This is a genomic window from Halodesulfovibrio aestuarii DSM 17919 = ATCC 29578, from assembly GCF_000384815.1.
Taxonomy (GTDB): Bacteria; Desulfobacterota; Desulfovibrionia; order Desulfovibrionales; family Desulfovibrionaceae; genus Halodesulfovibrio; species Halodesulfovibrio aestuarii.
This window is the reverse complement of the sequence record NZ_ARQF01000020.1, coordinates 28,473-46,823: the sequence shown is the minus strand read 5'-3', so window position 1 is coordinate 46,823 and position 18,351 is coordinate 28,473. Positions and strand designations below refer to the sequence as shown.

Here is an 18,351-nt window from a genome sequence, read left to right as displayed (position 1 = left end):
CTTCCTCACTTATTGTTCGAGACTGTACGTTGGTCTTTTTTGCGGGTAGCAGGCTGTTCCTTATCGCTTACTACTTCCCCGTCTTTAAAGGTGATGTGGCGTCTAGCGGTATCCGCCGTAAGTGGATCATGTGTGACAAGGATGATGGTCTTTCCGGTCTTATTAATTTGTTCGAATAAGTCGAGAATTTCGTTGCTTGTGGTTGTGTCCAGCTGACCTGTGGGTTCGTCTGCTAAAAGGAGCGGTGGATTGTTGAACATTGCACGGGCCAACGCCACACGCTGTTGCTGGCCTCCGGAAAGGCTGGACGGTTTAAAGTTAATGCGGTTTCCAAGCCCGACTGACTCCAGAAGGTCTTCAGCGCGTTGACGGATTCGGGGCTGTTTGCCTCGTCGATAGAGACCGGGGAGCATAACGTTTTCTACGGCGGTTGCATAAGGGATAAGATAGAAATTTTGGAAGACAATTCCGATGAGCCTGTTTCGAGCGTCACTTTGTTCGTTGTCAGACATTTTCGCTGTGTCTGTACCATCCAAAAAGTATGAACCGGCAGTTGGTCGGTCGAGTAGTGCAAGAAGATGAAGCAACGTGGATTTTCCCGAACCGGATGTGCCCTGAATAGCAACAAGTTCACCATGGTTGATGACCATATCAAGGGGCTTTATCGCATTAATAGTTTGCCCGCCCTGTAGAAATGTTCTTGTTAAGCCTTTTGTTTCTATTACTGGTTTGTTCATGAGCTTTACTTGTCATCAGCTGTTTGCGTGGTTGGAATAATAATCCGCGTGGCAACCCTATCCCCTTCTTTGATGCCGGACACTATTTCAGTATTGTTCTCTCCCATTACACCCAATTCAGGCGAAACAGGCGTTGCTCTGTCGTTTTCATCCACGATATAAATGTATTTTTTGCCGTCTACCCATTTGATTGCGTCATTGGGGACGACAAGTACGCTGTCTATTTCTTTGGTAATAATGGAACATTGAGTGGTCATTTCAGGTCGGAGCTGGATAGCCGTTTCTGGTGAGAGCGGAACAAGGGCTTGATAGTAGACAATGTTATCCTGCACCACCGCTTCAGGATAAATTTGAGAAACAGTTCCTCTGAAAATGACATTCGGGTAAGCATCTACAGTAAAGTTAACCGCCATTCCGCTGGTGACTGTTCCGACATCCGTTTCGTCGACATAGATGAGCATTTCAAGGCGGGTTGGATCCAGAATGGTAATCAGGTTTGCAACCTGCAATCCGGCTACGACTGTTTCACCTTCCTGTGCGGTTACCTGACTTACAAGGCCGGTGATTGGCGCATAAATTTCGGTATAGCTGATTTGGATATTGGCGTTTTCTAACTCTGCCTGTGCTGAAGCAACGGCTTCAACAGCATTAATAATGGCGGTTGCATAGTTTTCTTCTACAAGGCGGAGTGCTTCTTTGTCTGCTTTAGCTTGTGTAACTGCCACAACATAGTCCTGATATGCCTCATCAAGTGATGCCTGTTCCAAAACTCCGGTAGCAACGAGTGCTGTTCTGCGTTGCCATGTGAGATACGTATACCGCCGTTTTGCAAGAGAGCCGTTAAGAGTGGCCTGTGCCTGTTCTATTTGCAGTGGATAGGTTTTGTTTACATTAACCAACTCTGCCTGTGCTTGCCTTAACGCTGCTTCTTGAATCAGATAGGCTGCCCGTTCTTCTCTGTCGTCAATTTTTGCAATGAGTACTCCTTTTTCAACCTTGTCACCAACATGGACGAGCATGCGTTCAATTTCACCGGTGGCACGAGTACCCGTTTTGACAACAGCGCCAACTTGCGGCTGAACTATTCCAGTGGATTTGAGTTGAACCGATACGCTGCCACGCTGAACTTGAACTGTCTGTAATACTTTTATTGAACTGCCTTTTTGCTGCACACTGATAAACCACACTGCTCCAGAAATGAGCAATACGGTTATAAGCACAGATAAAAAAATAACAGTCCGTTTACGCATTCGTATATGTCCTTTTCTGTGTAGAGACTGCTCAACTGTACTCTAACCATGAGAGTGATAGCTATTCTAAGAGAGATGGCTGAAGAATAATCATACCTGTAGTAAGGGACGGTTAGAACTTCGGGCATAAAAAAAGACCACTGTAGAACAGTGGTCTCTTATGGGCGTAATAGCGGTGATGCTAAAACAGATTGGTGGCATACGCAGCATTAAGCAAGGAGGCGTATTTGCTGTCGTACCGCTTGTCATCTTTTTGAAGGGAAACAGCAGCTTCAGCCGGCGGTATCGCTTTAGCATAATTACGGTCTGTAATCATTGCGCTGAAGGAATCGGCAACAGCAGTAAGTCTGCCGAACCAGCCAATATCATCACCTTTAAGTTTGTTAGGGTATCCTGATCCATCCAACCGCTCATGGTGCTGCATAATTGCCTGCACCATTTCATCGAAAGCAAAACCGAGTTTGTGTACTACTTTTCCACCCTGAAGGGCATGTTCGATAATTTTTGCACGCTCATCACGGTTCAGCGGCTCTTTTTTAGACAGGATAAAGGAAGGTACTTTTGACATTCCAATATCGTGAAGCAAGAGCGCCAGCGCTGCCTTGTCTAAGTCTCTGCGTTTGAAATCCTTGCGGGTTTCAAAGAAGAGCCAGATACCGGTTATCGCTGTGTTCAGTGAGTGTGAGCTAAGCGCATACTCTTCCGTAATTAAACGACGCATGAAGAGCTTAATACGAAACTTGTCCTGAGAAAGAAACTCTGTAAAGACCATGACGTCCTTGTACAGCTTTTCAAACATCGGGCGTACAGGCTGATCCATGAATTCTTCAAGGCGGATGGTTAACGCCTGAATAATAACTTCAGCTACTTCACTCTGTTTCAAGTTTTCATCAACAAGCACGAGGTCAAGCTGTTTGACAATGTGCTTAAAGTAAACCGAATGGTCTGCTCGGGCTACAAACAGGCTTCCGGCAGCACAAAGGCTGTGGATCTCATCTACCTGCTCGTTGGAGAGCCTTTGGCCCTTACGGCAAAAGGTCTCAAGTGTGGCAGACTCATCTTTGAATACGAACAGGTCCAGTGGTGGCCTGTATTTCGGAAAGCTTTCCAGAATAGATTTCGCTATCTGGTAATAGGCTTCTCTAAAGCTTTCTGAAGCAGCGGAGTGGTCAGTTGTCATACTTACTTATGGTAGATTTTAACCAAGTTTGTACCCCTGGCTTGTCCTCCCGGTTTAGGCTGTCCTGCAGTAATAACAACTCGATCACCAGCATGGAATTCAGGGGATGTTTCAACAAATGTTTCAGCTCGTTGTAGGTGGGCTTCAATAGATTTGTCAATAGGATCGCTGACAACTCCCCATGAGAAGTTCAGGGCACGGCGAACATTTTCATTCGGAGTGAGTGCGTGAACGAGTTGATTTGGACGTCGGGCTGATAAAAGACGGGCGGATGTGCCACTGTTAGAGTGGCAGACAAGCGCTTTAGCTTCTACTTTTTCAGCCATGAGACATGCAGAGTACGCAAGGAAGTCCGGAGTAGCCTGACCTTTGCTTGGAGTCATGTCACGCTCTTGCTCAAAGTAGTATTTCTCTGCTTCTTGAGCAATGTTCGTCATATATTTAACTGTCTGTACCGGATAGTTACCCATAGCGGTTTCTTCGGAAAGCATAAGACAGTCAGTACCGTCAAGCACTGCGTTTGCAACGTCAGTAGTTTCTGCCCGGGTAGGAACAGGGTTGTTCACCATAGACAGAAGCATTTGGGTTGCAACAATTACCGGTTTCCCTGCGCGGTTACATGCTTCGATAATGCGTTTTTGCATAGCAGGAAGCTGTGGGAGCGGACATTCAACTCCAAGGTCGCCACGGGCAACCATAATGATGTCTGTAACTTCGAGGATAGCATCGAGGTTGGTGACAGAGTTCTGGCGCTCAAGCTTTGCGATAATTGGAATGTTCTTGCCAGATTCGAGGATGATTTTGCGTGCAACTTCAATGTCAGCAGCAGTCTGAACAAAGGAGAGAGCGCAAGCATCAACACCGAGACGCAGACCGTCACGCAGGTCTTTCTGGTCTTTTTCGGTCATAGCCGGAAGGTTGATCGGCTTACCTGGAAGAGCAAGACCTTTACGGGAGGTCAGGAATCCGTCGTTACGACATTCGATCTCGAATGCGCCGAGGTCGAGTTTTTCGGTTACGCGGAACGGAAGAACACCGTCTGCGAGCACGATTTTGTCGCCGATTTCCAGAGTTTCCATGATCTCAGGAACATCGAACGGAATGAAAGGAAGTTGACGCACGTGTTCGGAACCGGAAGGGCCGAGAACGAGACGGTCATGCTTTTTCAGCGTATAGCTGTCTTCGCTAAGCTGACCAATACGCATTTTAGGGCCGGAAAGGTCCTGAAGGATGGTAATTGGAGTCTCGTACTCTGTTTCGAGTTCACGGATAAGTGCAATAAGACCTTCAAACATGGTCGCATCACCATGAGAGAAGTTAAGCCTGAAAATTCGTACGCCGGCTTCGATAAGCTCTGACAATTTTTGTCGGGAGTTACTGGCCGGACCAATGGTGGCAATAATTTTAGTTCTCATGTTATCGATATTTTGTGATTTGCAACATATTGTCAAGAGCTATTGAAGCGTGAAACCGGTTTTAGTTTGTATGCGTCTATTTACAAATTTGGGGAGATGGCATTCTATAATAGTTGGGGTGGTAAAGTGTGGTAAAAGGTGGTAGAGGTGAAATATGTATTTCAGAGGCCGATCCCACCGAAGTCTCGATAATAAGGGTAGGGTAATGCTCCCCTCAGCCTTTAGGGACATTCTTCTATCTCGCTCAGAAGGCGGGACTCTTGTCCTTACCACCTACGACAGGTGTGTAATGGGCTTTCCTCTGCCTGATTGGGAAGAGTTCGAACAAAAATTTCATCGATTAAAAAATCCATCTCTTAAGTTGCGTCATTTTCGAAGACTCGTTATTGGCGGAGCCGAAGAAATTATTGTGGATAAGCAGGGACGCATCAGAATTCCTGCGGACCATATGGCATACGGTGGACTTCAAAGAGAAATAGTGATTGTTGGGCAGGGAAGCAAGTTCGAGATTTGGGATAAAACTCGGTTTGAAGATCTGATGACACTCAACTTTGATGATGTGGCCGACGAATTAACAGAAAGTGGGATTGATTTCCCGATTTAGGAATAAGGTGATTAGTAATGAGTTCCGAACAGGATAGCGCACAAAACCAGCAAGAATGGGGCGATCATGTCTCGGTGTTGCTGAACGAAGTGATCGACTATCTCGACCCGAAACCGGGGGGATACTATTTGGATGGTACCCTTGGTCTCGCGGGGCATAGCGAAGCTTTGTTGAAAAAAGCAGAAGGTAAAGCGCATCTGCTCGGTATTGATAGAGATCTTGAAACTCTTGAACGCGCCCGCAAGCGTCTTGAGCCGTTTAGAGATTATGTTGTAACCGCCCATGCCAAGTTCAGCGAATTTGAAATGGTGCTGCGTGATGCTGGGTGGGATGAACTTGACGGGGCACTTATCGATATTGGTGTTTCTTCTATGCAGATTGACCAACCGGAGCGTGGGTTCAGTTTTAAAATAGAAGGACCGCTTGATATGCGTATGGACCCTGCCGGAGGCATGCCGCCAGCAAGCTCCATTGTAAATAAGGCTTCATACGAAAAGTTAAAATTTATTATTGGCCGATATGGTGAGGATCCGATGTGTGGACGCATTGCAAAAGCAATTCTAGAAGCACGTTCGATTGCTCCGATTGAAACCACCACACAGTTGGCTTCAATTGTAGAAAAAGCGTATCCGGCCAAGTGGCGCGCTAAATCTAGAAACCATCCTGCAACACGAACTTTTCAGGCGTTGCGTATGGTCGTTAACAGCGAATTAGAAGAGCTTGAAGCATTTTTGAAACGCATTTTGGATCATCTTCGCCCGGGTGGGCGACTTGCGGTAATTACCTTCCATTCTTTGGAAGACCGTATGGTCAAACGCATGTTCAAGGAAGAATCAACCGGATGTATTTGTCCGAAACAGATTCCTGTTTGTATTTGCAACCATACCCCGAATGTTAAGTTGCTAACCAAAAAGCCGGTTACTGCAACCGAAGAAGAACGTAAGATCAACTCCCGTTCTTCCAGCGCAAAATTGCGCGTGGTTGAAAAACTGTAGCGAGAAGCTAATGGCCAAAAAGTTTGATGTATGGATTCTTGCATTGGTCCTTTCCGGAGTAGTCACTTTGGCTCTGTGTCTTACCACTGTGTGGTTGAATATTGAGCAGGTGAACATGGGCTATGCCCTGAAAGAGCTTCAGGTCAGTGTCAATAAAAAGAAAGCCCATACAGCCAGACTTCAGTTAGAACGGGACAACTTGTTGTCTCCGTACAGGTTGAAGAAAGAAGCCGCCCGACTTGGTATGCAGGCCGCTCAGGTCGGGCAGATACGGCAACTGGGTAACAAACCTATTAAGGAATGACGGAGTGACCGTGGCCAGGGCAACGCGAACCAAATCACTTTCCCGATCAAAAAGAACCGCCTCGGCAAACCGGGCTTCCGCTTCACAAAAGCGGGACTGGAGCCGCGTGCGGTTTTTGTGCGTTGCAGCACTTATGGCGGTAGTGTGGTGCTCTTTATGGGGGCGAGCCTATAGTTTGCAGGTTGTGGATACGCAAAATTTGAGCGGCAGGGCACTTCGCCAGCATCTTACATCGGAACTGGTAACAGGGCGGCGAGGCAAAATTCTTGATAGGGATAACAGGGTACTGGCATCAACTCTTGCCATTAAATCTGTCTTTGTGCGTCCCTATGAAGTGGAAAGCCCGTATACCGTCTCAGTTCGTCTTGCCAATATTCTGAAGGTTGATCCCAAATTTATTCGTAAGAAGATAAAAAAAGGTCGGAATTTTGTCTGGATAAAAAGAAAAATCGACGACAGGACAGCTGCTGCCATTAAAAAACAAGGACTGAAAGGCGTATATCTTCAGACTGAATTCGGGCGGATATACCCGAATAAAATGTTGACCGGTAACCTGCTCGGTTATGTTGGTGTAGACGAGAAGGGACTTGCTGGTATTGAGTATGCATTTAATAAAACGCTCACCGGGTCCTCCTCTAAATTTGTTGTGCAGCGTGATGCCGCTGGTCGGAGGCTTTTTTTGCAAGGTGCAGAAGAAACTACTCCGCTACAGGGTGATGACATAAGCCTGACCATTGATTCAGAGGTTCAGTTCTTTGCAGAGCAGGCCGTTCAGTATGCCGTTAATGCGTATGATGCAAAATGGGGTGGAGCCATGGTTGTTGATGTTGCCAGCGGTGATATCCTTGCATGGGCTCAGGCTCCTATGTTTAATCCGAACGTGTTTGGACAGTATTCTTCCAGTCAGCGTCGTGACCACATTGCGCAGGACGTGCTTGAAATGGGTTCAACCATTAAGCCGTTTCTTATGGCGGCAGCATTGGAAGAAAAAATTATTGAACCGGATTCCTTGTTTTTTTGTGAAAATGGCAAATGGAAGCTGCACAATGTCCGGATTCGTGACACGAAAAAATTACAGTGGCTTACTGCAAAAAAAGTGCTGAGTTATTCCAGCAATATCGGCACAGCCAAAATTGGACTTGAACTTGGTGCAACCAAGTATCGTGACTACCTTGTGCGGTTGGGCTTTGGCAAAAAAGCGGCGTTGCCACTGGCTGGTCAGTCCTCCGGAATCCTGCGACCACTAAAGAACTGGACACAGGTTGACCTTGCCAACGCAGCATTTGGACAGGGCTTTGCTTCAACACTGCCACAGTTGGCAGAGGCCTACCTTGTTCTTGCAAATGGTGGAGTACGAAAACCGTTGCGGCTGGTAAAAAATTTTCCATTACGTGAAGAGGTGCTGAAAGAAAACTCCCAGCGGGTATTCTCAGAAGAAACAACACATACTGTGTTAAAAATGATGCAGGATGTTGTTGAGTCCGGTACAGGGAAAAGTGCTGCCATTTCTGGTGTTTCTATCGGTGGAAAAACAGGCACAGCGCAAAAAGCAGCCCGCAGTGGCGGGTACGGCAGTAAGTATACTTCTTCATTCGTCGGGCTGATTCCGGCGTTAAATCCAGAGTTCATCATATTAGTTGTTGTTGATGAACCTGCAAAAAACTATTACGGGAGCAAGGTTGCCGCACCAGCTTTTAAAGAAATCGCTATGCGGTACATGGCTCTCAATGGCACATTGCCCGACTTTGAAAAGTCCCGTCTTCTTGCATCTGCAATTCCGTCAACACTTATCCCAAAATATGGTGAGCGACGTTTTGATGTAGGCGGCAAGCCGCAGGTTTCCGGAAATTCAATTCCGGACTTACGGGGCAGGTCTATACGCTTCGCAATGGAAGTTTATGCGCGTCAGGGCATTATACCTTCTGTAATGGGCAGTGGCGCTTTTGTAAAAAAACAAAAACCGGCAGCAGGTGCAAAGTGGTCTGCCGGAAGTAAACAGCAATATACACTGTGGCTATCGGAGCAATCGTAATATGGCGCAGATAATACCTATGGAACAGCTGGAGCAGCAGGTAGCAACCGGCTTGCTAACGCTGCATATTGATTCCCGAAAAGTGAAGCAGGGAGACGTGTTTATCGCGCTTCCGGGTGCTTCTGTTGATGGTGGGAAATTTATCGGAAACGCCATTGAGAATGGTGCAGCATACATTGTATGCAGCAAAGATAATATTCCAGCAGATTCTGCCGATGCGGTATTTGTTGTGGCTGAGAATCCAAAAGAAACTCTTGGTAAGTTAGCCTCTGCCCGTTTTGGAACGGCGAACCTGAATTTGAAACTGGTGGGTGTTACCGGTACAAACGGCAAAACAACCGTAACCAGCATTCTGGAATATCTTTTTGCTCAGGCAGGGCGCAAAACAGGTGTTATTGGCACCGTTGCGTATCGCTGGCCGGGTACGGAGATCGTTGCCAGCATGACAACACCTGATTGTTTAAAACAGCATTCTCTCCTTTCCCGGATGGAAGCTGCCGGTGTTGAGTATGCCTTTATGGAAGTTTCCTCCCATGCTCTTGATCAGAATCGTTCTTCCGGTATTCGTTTTGCCGGTGGTGTGCTCACAAACGTGACACAGGATCATCTGGATTACCATGGGGATATGGAAACCTATTATGAAGCAAAGAAAAAGTTGTTTACCACAGTTCCGGACATTGCAAAGCTCGGTGTTGTGAATATCGATGATGAGTATGGTAAGCGTCTGTTGCCGGAGCTCACGAACGGTATCGGCTTTACTTTGACCGGTAGGGAAATTGAAGGTTGCCGGATTTTACGTGGCAACATTGTTGAGTCTACCGTGGATGGCCTTCATCTCCACATGTCCTTCGAAGGGAAGGAGTGGAATATTGTTTCACCGATGGTAGGTACACATAACGCTTCCAACCTGCTTGCAGCGATGGCTGTGGGTATCGGTATGGGACTTACTCCGGATCAGATGCAGTGTCTTTCCGGATACAACGGTGTTTGCGGGCGTCTGGAGCGTATTCCGACAGACAAAGGTATTTATGCTTTTGTTGACTACGCACATACTCCTGATGCGCTGGTGAACGTTCTTTCCGCTCTGCGTGAGACAGGGTTTAAGCGCATAATTACCGTGTTCGGCTGCGGCGGCGATCGTGACCGTACAAAACGCCCGATAATGGGTGAGGCAGTGGCAAAGGGATCTGATGTCGCGGTGTTAACTTCTGATAACCCGCGTACAGAAAATCCTGACGCTATTCTTGAAGATGTGAAGCCGGGTCTTGCTGATTGTAAAGAAGTACATGTTGAAGTGGATCGTAAAAAAGCTCTTGAGCTTGCAGTATCCATTGCGACACCTGGTGATTGTATCCTTGTGGCTGGTAAAGGCCACGAAGACTATCAGGTAATCGGTACTAAAAAAGTATCATTCAGCGATCAGGCAATTCTTAAGGAGTTGCTCTAGTGAAGTTAACGCTCGGTCAGATTCAGAGCGCAATGGGGGCTGTGGGTTTCCTTGGTGACTCGGAAAGTACGGTACCTGCCGGTGTGCAGACTGATAGCCGCGTGCTGAAGCGCGGTGAACTGTTCTTTTGTATTTCAGGCGAACGGTTTGATGGCCATAACTTTGCGAAAGCAGCACTTGAGCATGGCGCATGCGCTATTGTTGCAGAACGTCCTCCTTTTTCCATGGAAGAAATGATGGACATGGAATGCCGTGAAGGCGGCGTACCTCTGTTGATGGTTCAGGATTGTGTGGTGGCTCTCGGAAGGCTGGCAGCGTATCATCGTCTGCTTACCAAAGCTATTGTCACCGGTATTACCGGAACTGCAGGGAAAACAACTGTAAAGGAATTACTTGCAGAGGTTCTTTCCGTCCGCGGTACCACAGCTAGAAATCATCTTAATTTAAATAATCAGATCGGATTGCCGGTATCAATGCTTGGCGCATCCGGTGATGAAAAATATTGGGTTATGGAAGCAGGCATCAGCAAGCCGAACGATATGGACGAGCTTGGCGCTATTCTGCGACCTGACCTTGGCATTATTTTGAACGTGGGCGAAGGTCACACAGAAGGTCTGGGTGACAAGGGTGTAGCTCATTATAAATCGCAGCTTCTAAAATATGTTCAGCAGGGTGGTGTAGGGCTTGTCTCTGCCGATTATCCAGAACTGACAGAAGCGTGCGCCCGACAATTTAATGAAATGCGGTATTTTAGTATTAAAGATCCTGAATGTGGTTACTACGCAGAATACAGCGGGCCTGTATCAGAAGTTCAGGGAAAATATCGTGTTAATTTATGTGGCAAAGAGTTCGAAGTGACTGCTCCGTTCAGGGGGGCTTTTGCAGCCGAGAACGTGATCGCAGTTGCTGCCGCCGCAGACATTATCGGGCTTAAGTCTACAGAAATAATTCAGGGTTTTGCGCAGGCAACATTACCGGAAAAACGGTTTAATTGTTCCCAGCGTGGAAACTGGCTTGTTATAGACGATTGTTATAATTCGAATCCGCTTTCTTGTGCCCGAGCGCTGGAAACAGCAGCAGAGTTGGCAGAAGATAAGCCGCTTGTTTTGGTATTGGGTGAAATGCTGGAACTGGGGGAGCAGGCTTACGAGGCACACAAAAAACTTGGTGAAAAGATTACTGAATCGAAAGCTGACGTTGTGTGCTGGATTGGCAAAAACCGCAATGCGGTGAAAGAAGGTCTTGATGAGACTAACTTTACCGGGGAATTCCACTGCGTGGAAACACCGCAGCAATTTCTTAATCTTTGCAGAACGCTTAGTGTAAACAACGGAGTCATCTTATTTAAGGGGTCACGTGGTAATAAGCTGGAGCGTTTTGTTTCTGTGTTCTGCGACAACTGTTGTCGTGGCAGAACAACGGGGATAACTGGTGCTTTATAATCTGCTTTACCCGCTCAGTTCTGATCTGAGCTTTTTGAATGTATTTAAATACATTTCGTTTCGAACTGTTGGGGCGCTACTTACAGCCCTTATTCTTTCAATCGTTTTGGGCCCGTATTTCATTAACTGGCTAAAAAAGATCAAGTGCGGACAGTACATTCAGTCTGAAGTGGCCTGTCACACCAGTAAAGCTGGTACGCCTACAATGGGCGGCGTATTGATCGCGTTTTCACTCATAACCAGCACACTGTTATGGTGTGATTTAACTAACCCGTATGTCTGGCTTACCTTGCTTGTATACGCAGGGTTCGGACTTGTCGGTTTTATGGATGACTTTACAAAGTTACGCCGTAAAGAAAATCAGGGCTTATCCGCCCGTGCCAAGTTCTTAGGTCAGATAGTTATTTCCGGAGTTGCCTTGTTCCTGCTGGTGCAGCTTCCGGCATACTCCACAGAGTTATATGTTCCACTTTTTAAAAATGTGAGTCCGGATCTTGGACTCTTTTATATCCCGTTTGCCATGCTGGTTATTATCGGCTCATCAAACGGTGTGAACCTTACAGACGGTATGGATGGGCTTGCCATTGTACCTGCTGTTGTCACCGCACTTGTATATGGTGTTTTCGTATATATTGCCGGTCACGCTGCACTCTCGCAGTATCTGCAAGTTGCAGGGGTGCCTGGAGTAGGTGAAATTACCGTTTTTTGCGGAGCGCTTGTGGGCGCAGGGCTTGGTTTCCTGTGGTTCAATGCGTATCCGGCACAGGTTTTTATGGGTGATGTCGGTTCACTTTCTATTGGCGGTACTCTTGGATTTATTTCTGTGCTCTGCAAGCAGGAACTGATGATGATCGTTGTCGGTGGCTTGTTTGTTGTGGAAACCTTGTCTGTAATTTTGCAGGTAGGTTCCTATAAGCTGCGGAAAAAAAGGATATTCAAGATGGCACCAATCCATCACCACTTTGAAATAAGTGGCATTCCGGAATCTAAAGTCATTATCCGCTTCTGGATCATTTCGATCTTACTTGGCGTAATGGCTCTCAGCGTTCTCAAACTGCGTTAAGGAGTGACTCGTGGAATATAGACCACAGGTAGTTACACCGGGGTGCAAAGCCGTTGTTGTCGGCACTGGCCGTTCTGGTCAGGCTGCTGCGCGGTTGCTGCATTCTCTTGGTGCCTCTGTACGCATTGTGAATATGAATGAGGAGTCCGTTCCGGAAACCTTCCGAAAAACAATAGCCGAATGCGGGTTTGAAACCGCATTCGGCCCTCATACTGCAGAGCAGTTCGCCGGTGCAGATGTGGTTGTACCAAGCCCGGGTGTCCCAATGCTCAAGCTTGCAGCGTTTATTCCAGAACAGGCTGTAGTGCTGGCTGAAGTGGAGCTTGCATGGTCATGCGTGCCCCATCTTCCAACCATTGCTGTAACCGGAACAAACGGTAAGACAACTACTGTGCGACTTTGTGATGCCATGCTTCGAAAAGCTGGGAAGCGTGTTTTTCTCGGTGGCAACATCGGGACACCGCTTAGCGAATTTGTTCTGGAAAGGCAGGAAGCAGATGTGCTCGTTCTGGAAGTTTCCAGCTTCCAGTTACAGACATGTCGTCATTTTCGTCCGACAGTGGGAGTGTTGCTTAACGTAACAGAAGACCACCTCGATTATCATAAAGACATGCAGGAATACCTTGATGCCAAGTTGCACCTGTTCTCCAACATGGAGCAAGGTGACAAGGCTCTTCTGGGAGAAGAAGCACAAAAGCTCGCTTCTGGCAGCAATAATGCTGGACTGCAGCGTGCCGAACAGCATGTATTTTCGGACACAGGACGTTTTGCAAAGGCGCATCTTAAGGGGACGCACAATCGTTTGAATATGGAAGCTGCCTATGCAGCAACCGCTCCGTTCGGTGTAACCTTGGATGGTGCTTTAGCCGCTGTGAAAGATTTTTCTGCTGCACCGCATACATTGGAAACGGTTGCCCGAGGCCACGGGATTGTTTTTGTGAACGATTCCAAAGCCACAACCGTTGATTCTGTTCGTGCTGCATTGGAAAGTTTTACAGATCCAGTGCTGCTTCTTGCAGGTGGTCATTACAAAGGCGGCGATCTGGCCTCTCTTGCAGATCTCTTGAAAAAGCATGTTCGTGCTGTCGGGCTTTATGGTGACAGTCGCGATGTTTTTGAAGCAGCATGGGACGGCATTGTTGATCTTGAGTGGCATGAGTCTATGGAAGATGCAGCTCGAGCTTTAATGCATAAAGCGCATGATGGTGACGTAATGTTGCTTTCGCCGGCTACTTCCAGTTTTGACCAGTATGCAAATTACAAAGCACGCGGTGATGACTTTAGACGCATCGCCAATATACTTAGCAAATAATCGATAATTGCCGGTGAACGCCGGCTATGGTTGGAGTCATTATATGGCTGATAAGCGACAGAACACAACTATCTCCATGGACTGGATGCTGTTAATCGCAGTCCTGTGTGTTCTTGCATTCGGACTGATAATGGTTCTGAGTTCCAGCGGGATTATGGCAGAGCGTAATTTTGGAAGTAAATATCACTTCTTCCAGAGACAGCTTATGTTTGCGGGCATCGGCCTTGTGGTCATGAGTATTAGTGCCATGCTGCCGAAGCGTTTTATTTACAAACTGCATTATCCATTACTGGGTATGTCAATATGTGCCTTGATTATAACACTTTCTCCGCTAGGAGTTAAGGTTAATGGTGCAAGCCGTTGGATCAGTATCGGGCCGTTTTCGGTTCAACCGATGGAGTTCGCAAAGATTTCTCTGGTGCTGTATCTTTCATACTTTTTCAGCACCAAGCAAGAATTAGTTAAGACGTTTTCAAAAGGTGTTATTCCGCCGTTTTTGATAACTGCTTTTTTATGTGCCCTGTTGCTGATCCAGCCGGATTTCGGTGGTGCAGCGGTATTGGCCGCGTTACTCTTCTTCATGTGCTGGTACGGTGGAACACGTCCTTTGTATCTTGCCGGTTCAGGGGTATTGGCTTTATGTGCCGGATACATGCTGATTGTACAGTCGCCGTATCGTTTCAGACGGCTGCTTGCATTCCTTGATCCGTTCAAGGATGCTGATAGCATTAGTTATCAGCTTGTGCAGTCTCTTTATGCTTTCGGTTCAGGAGGCTTCAGCGGACAGGGACTCGGGGCAGGAAAGCAAAAATTGTTCTACCTGCCGGAGGCTCATAATGACTTTATTATGGCCGTTGTTGGTGAAGAGCTTGGTTTTGTGGGCATGTCCCTCTTTTTCCTGTTAATGGGAATAGTACTCTTCAGAGCTTTTTCTATTTCCTATAAGCAGACTGAACTTAGGGATAAGTTTATCACCTTTGGGTTGGCTCTTATTATCTCCCTTGGCGCTGTGTTAAACCTTGCTGTTGTTATGGGTGCTGCACCTCCAAAAGGAATAGCCATGCCATTTATGAGTTACGGCGGCAGTAACCTCATTGCCATGATGCTCTGCACTGGATTGTTACTGAATTTTTCCCGCTCGCAAGAAGAGCGCGAGGGTAGAGGCAGAAAATGAAACGGGTAGTATTAACCACTGGCGGCACAGGCGGGCATGTTTTTCCTGCTTTGGCTGTTGCTGAAGAAATTCGCAGGCGTTTCCCTGACGCTGAATTCCTCTTTATTGGAGGGGAATACGGTCCGGAACGTCAGATGGTAGAAAGAGCAGGTATCCCTTTTGTTGGATTACCTGTTCGTGGAGTACTCGGCCGTGGAATAAAGGCGATCGGCGCTTTAGTCGGGCTTGGTATATCCACTCTTAAGTCCATGCGGATTATTCGTAAATTTAATCCGGAAGTTGTTATCGGCTTTGGTGGTTATGCTGCTGTTGCCGGTTGTGTTGGCGGAAAATTATGCGGCGTTCCGGTTTCAATTCACGAACAGAACTCGGTTCCCGGTTTAACAAATAGATTGCTGAGTAAAGTCGCCCAGCGCATTTTTATCTCACTGCCGGATGAGCAGGAATTTTTTGAACCGGACTATACCGTATTGACAGGTAACCCTGTCCGTGCAGCCATTGCAGATATTCGTTGTGTTTTTAAAACGTTGGATGCTGATGCACCTTCCGTGTTGATTTGTGGTGGAAGTCTTGGCGCTAAAGCTGTAAATAGTGCAGTTGTCGGTATGTTGCCGACGTTGAAAAAACTTGGCTGCATTATCCATCATCAAACAGGTCAAGCAGATTTAGAAAGTATCCGGACTGCATATAAAGAGGCAGGCATGGAGCAGTGCACTGTTGAACCTTTTATTGATGATATGGCTGCAGCGTATGCTGCCGCTGATTTGGTTATCTGCCGTGCAGGTGCAACAACGATTGCAGAATTGACAGTTGCCGGTAAGCCTGCGCTGTTTATTCCTTTTCCTTATGCCACGCATAATCATCAAGTGCATAATGCCCGTTATTTGGAATCAAAAGGGGCAGCCGTGGTTGTGGAAGAGCGTGAGCTTGTACAGAAAGATATGAATTCCATTGTGACTGAGCTACTAACAAACGACCAAAAGCTTCAGTCCATGAGCGAGGCAGCAAAAAAACTTGGTAGACCGGAAGCCGCAGCAAATGTTGTGAGCTGTGTAATGGATCTGCTGCCTAAAGTCTCTCTTGAATCTCTGGTTCATCCTTACAATGATCCGGAAAACAATGAATCAACGGATTAGAATATGATTTCTAAAATTAAAAATATCCATATGATAGGCATCGGCGGCTCAGGAATGAGCGGTATCGCTGAAGTTCTGCTGAATCTTGATTTTAACGTGACAGGTTCTGATTTGTCTGACGGGGCACCTGTTCAGCGATTGCGCGAACTTGGTGCAAGCGTGAGCTTTGGGCATGCAGAAGAAAATATTACAGATGCACAGGTTGTTGTGCGTTCCACTGCGATTTCTGACGATAATCCCGAAATCATAGCAGCTACAAGAATGGGGATTCCCATTATCCCGCGCGCAGAGATGCTTGCAGAACTTATGCGTCTGCGTCTCGGCATTGCAATTGCCGGTACTCATGGCAAAACAACGACGACCTCTTTGACCGCAGCCATTTTTGATGAAGCAAAGACTGACCCGACTGTTATTATTGGTGGTCGGCTCAACGCATATGGTGCAAATGCCCGCCTTGGTGCCGGTGAATTTTTGATTGCAGAGGCAGATGAGTCTGACGGTTCATTCCTGTGTCTGTTCCCGATTATTACCGTTGTAACTAATGTGGATTGTGACCATCTCGATTTCTATAGCGGACAAGAAGACATTGACACAGCGTTTGTTCAGTTTATGAACAGTGTGCCATTTTATGGCGCAAATATTGTGTGCGGTGATGATAAAGGCGTACAGCGTCTCATCCCACAGGTTAAGCGCCGTGTGATTACATATGGTTTTGAAGAAGGGAACGATATCCGTGCAATTGAAAAGTCGTGCGGCGAGCAGTCTGCGTTTACAGTTGTAGTAAACGGAAAAGAAATTGGTGATGTTTTGCTTTCACAACCGGGCCGACACAACATTTTGAATGCACTTGGTGCAATCGGTGTTGCTATTGAATCCGGCATCTCTGCGGATCACTGCATCTCCGGACTTACCGCTTTCAACGGCGTAGGTCGTCGTTTTGAACGGAAAGGTGAACGCAACGGTGTTCTTGTTATTGATGATTACGGTCATCATCCTGTAGAGGTGGCAGCAACTATACGAACAGCGCGTCAATGTTTCCCGGAACGCAGGCTTGTTGTAGCATTCCAGCCTCACCGATTCAGTCGCACTCAGGCATTGTTCGGTCAGTTCTGTACTGCCTTTGAAGGTGTGGACAAGCTGCTTCTTACAGAAATTTACCCTGCATCCGAATCCCCGATTCCAGGTATTAATGGTGAGTCATTAGCGCATGGTATTCGTCAGGCATCCACTACTAAAGTTGAATATTGCGAAGATTTTGAAGCAGTATCTGCAAAACTGCCTGAAGAACTGCAACAGGGCGATATCTTTATCACACTTGGTGCGGGTAATATCTGGACAATTGGCCAAGGATACTTGGATGGAGATAACTAATGGCGATTACTGTTCACCCGTCTTTTTCATTCAGTGAGCGTACGACGCTTCGTATGGGCGGTAGTGCCCTTGCAGAAGTGGTGTTGACGCATACTGATGATTGTGAACAGTTATCAGATATTTTACTTTCACTGGGCGGGGAGCCTCTTGTCATCGGGCGTGGCAGCAATTTGCTTGCAAAAGATGGTGAATTACCCGTGGTGATTGTAAATCCGGCTATTACGACTGAGCCGGTTTGTGTAGAAGAAACAGATGAAACTGTCACAGTACACGTCGGGGCGGGATATCGCCTGCCCCGTTTTTTGAACTGGTGCGCTACACATGGATACGCTGGATTGGAAGGACTGGCCGGTGTACCCGGAACTGTGGGCGGGGCCGTGGCAATGAATGCCGGTTCGTATGGTTGTGAGGTTGTAGACTGTTTAGACTCTGTAGAAGTTTTCATAAAGAAAATTGGTACTGCAGTGTTCAAAAAAACAGATGTAGTATTACAGTATAGACATTTTTCTATTCCAACTGTAAATGATCAGCCCGTTATATTAAGTAGTGTCTTCAGATTGAACAAGAAAGATCCTCAAGAGATAAAGAAAGTTATCGATGATAATTTAACGAGAAAAAAAGCCACACAGCCGGTTTCTGCACATAGCGCAGGGTGTGTTTTTAAGAATCCTGCAGAAGGTGTCAGCGCAGGAATGCTTCTCGATCAGTGCGGATTTAAAGGAAAAATTTATGGTGGAGTGGCGTTTTCTCCATTGCACGCAAATTTTCTTGTCAACGTAAATAACGGCACAAGCAAAGAAGCGTTTGAGCTCTTACATATAGCACAACAGACTGTTTTGGATGTATCCGGATATTCACTAGAGCTTGAAGTAAAAGTAATCGGGTAACG

Annotated in this window: 16 protein-coding genes; 12 read left to right on the top strand and 4 right to left on the bottom strand. The window is 46.8% G+C overall.

Going from position 1 to position 18,351, the window contains the following annotated elements; all coding sequences use genetic code 11:
- Nucleotides 1-5: 5 nt before the first annotated feature.
- From F461_RS0106225 to pyk, 4 genes are all read right to left on the bottom strand, one after another.
- Nucleotides 6-737, bottom strand: coding sequence for an ABC transporter ATP-binding protein (locus F461_RS0106225; protein WP_020000288.1), 732 nt, complete (start codon nt 735-737; stop codon nt 6-8).
- Nucleotides 738-742: 5 nt separating this feature from the next.
- The gene (locus tag F461_RS0106220) at nt 743-1,987 is read right to left on the bottom strand and encodes an efflux RND transporter periplasmic adaptor subunit (protein WP_020000287.1); all 1,245 of its coding nucleotides are present in this window, start codon (nt 1,985-1,987) and stop codon (nt 743-745) included.
- A 181-nt stretch (nt 1,988-2,168) separates the two neighbouring features.
- Nucleotides 2,169-3,167 (bottom strand): HD-GYP domain-containing protein, encoded by a 999-nt coding sequence (locus tag F461_RS0106215; RefSeq protein ID WP_020000286.1) that lies wholly within the window; start codon nt 3,165-3,167, stop codon nt 2,169-2,171.
- 2 nt (nt 3,168-3,169) lie between these two features.
- Nucleotides 3,170-4,582, bottom strand: a complete 1,413-nt coding sequence (gene pyk / locus F461_RS0106210; protein WP_020000285.1) for a pyruvate kinase — start codon at nt 4,580-4,582, stop codon at nt 3,170-3,172.
- A 154-nt stretch (nt 4,583-4,736) separates the two neighbouring features.
- Between pyk and mraZ the strand changes: the two genes are divergently transcribed.
- The 12 genes from mraZ to murB are packed head-to-tail and all read left to right on the top strand — an operon-like array spanning nt 4,737 to nt 18,349.
- Entirely contained in the window at nt 4,737-5,186 is a 450-nt protein-coding gene (gene mraZ, locus F461_RS0106205) for a division/cell wall cluster transcriptional repressor MraZ (protein ID WP_020000284.1), read from the top strand.
- A gap of 17 nt (nt 5,187-5,203) precedes the next feature.
- Nucleotides 5,204-6,181, top strand: a complete 978-nt coding sequence (gene rsmH / locus F461_RS0106200) for a 16S rRNA (cytosine(1402)-N(4))-methyltransferase RsmH (RefSeq protein ID WP_020000283.1) — start codon at nt 5,204-5,206, stop codon at nt 6,179-6,181.
- A 10-nt stretch (nt 6,182-6,191) separates the two neighbouring features.
- Nucleotides 6,192-6,485: a hypothetical protein gene (locus tag F461_RS0106195; RefSeq protein WP_020000282.1), complete on the top strand. Its 294-nt coding sequence runs from the start codon at nt 6,192-6,194 to the stop codon at nt 6,483-6,485.
- Nucleotides 6,486-6,495: 10 nt separating this feature from the next.
- On the top strand, nt 6,496-8,517 hold the full coding sequence (locus F461_RS0106190) for a penicillin-binding transpeptidase domain-containing protein (RefSeq protein WP_234702108.1): 2,022 nt from the start codon (nt 6,496-6,498) through the stop codon (nt 8,515-8,517).
- Nucleotide 8,518: 1 nt separating this feature from the next.
- Complete coding sequence (locus F461_RS0106185; RefSeq protein ID WP_026364651.1) at nt 8,519-9,964, top strand: UDP-N-acetylmuramoyl-L-alanyl-D-glutamate--2,6-diaminopimelate ligase; 1,446 nt, start codon at nt 8,519-8,521, stop codon at nt 9,962-9,964.
- Nucleotides 9,964-11,406: a UDP-N-acetylmuramoyl-tripeptide--D-alanyl-D-alanine ligase gene (locus tag F461_RS0106180; protein ID WP_020000279.1), complete on the top strand. Its 1,443-nt coding sequence runs from the start codon at nt 9,964-9,966 to the stop codon at nt 11,404-11,406. The genes F461_RS0106185 and F461_RS0106180 overlap by 1 nt, the downstream gene beginning before the upstream one ends.
- On the top strand, nt 11,396-12,469 hold the full coding sequence (mraY, locus tag F461_RS0106175) for a phospho-N-acetylmuramoyl-pentapeptide-transferase (RefSeq protein WP_020000278.1): 1,074 nt from the start codon (nt 11,396-11,398) through the stop codon (nt 12,467-12,469). Before F461_RS0106180 ends, mraY begins: the two co-directional genes overlap by 11 nt.
- 10 nt (nt 12,470-12,479) lie before the next feature.
- Entirely contained in the window at nt 12,480-13,781 is a 1,302-nt protein-coding gene (gene murD, locus F461_RS0106170; RefSeq protein ID WP_020000277.1) for a UDP-N-acetylmuramoyl-L-alanine--D-glutamate ligase, read from the top strand.
- Nucleotides 13,782-13,824: 43 nt separating this feature from the next.
- On the top strand, nt 13,825-14,955 hold the full coding sequence (gene ftsW, locus F461_RS0106165) for a putative lipid II flippase FtsW (protein WP_020000276.1): 1,131 nt from the start codon (nt 13,825-13,827) through the stop codon (nt 14,953-14,955).
- Complete coding sequence (murG, locus tag F461_RS0106160) at nt 14,952-16,091, top strand: undecaprenyldiphospho-muramoylpentapeptide beta-N-acetylglucosaminyltransferase (protein WP_020000275.1); 1,140 nt, start codon at nt 14,952-14,954, stop codon at nt 16,089-16,091. Before ftsW ends, murG begins: the two co-directional genes overlap by 4 nt.
- A 3-nt stretch (nt 16,092-16,094) precedes the next feature.
- Nucleotides 16,095-17,462: a UDP-N-acetylmuramate--L-alanine ligase gene (gene murC / locus F461_RS0106155; protein ID WP_020000274.1), complete on the top strand. Its 1,368-nt coding sequence runs from the start codon at nt 16,095-16,097 to the stop codon at nt 17,460-17,462.
- Complete coding sequence (gene murB / locus F461_RS0106150; protein WP_020000273.1) at nt 17,462-18,349, top strand: UDP-N-acetylmuramate dehydrogenase; 888 nt, start codon at nt 17,462-17,464, stop codon at nt 18,347-18,349. The genes murC and murB overlap by 1 nt, the downstream gene beginning before the upstream one ends.
- The last annotated feature ends 2 nt before the right edge of the window (nt 18,350-18,351 follow it).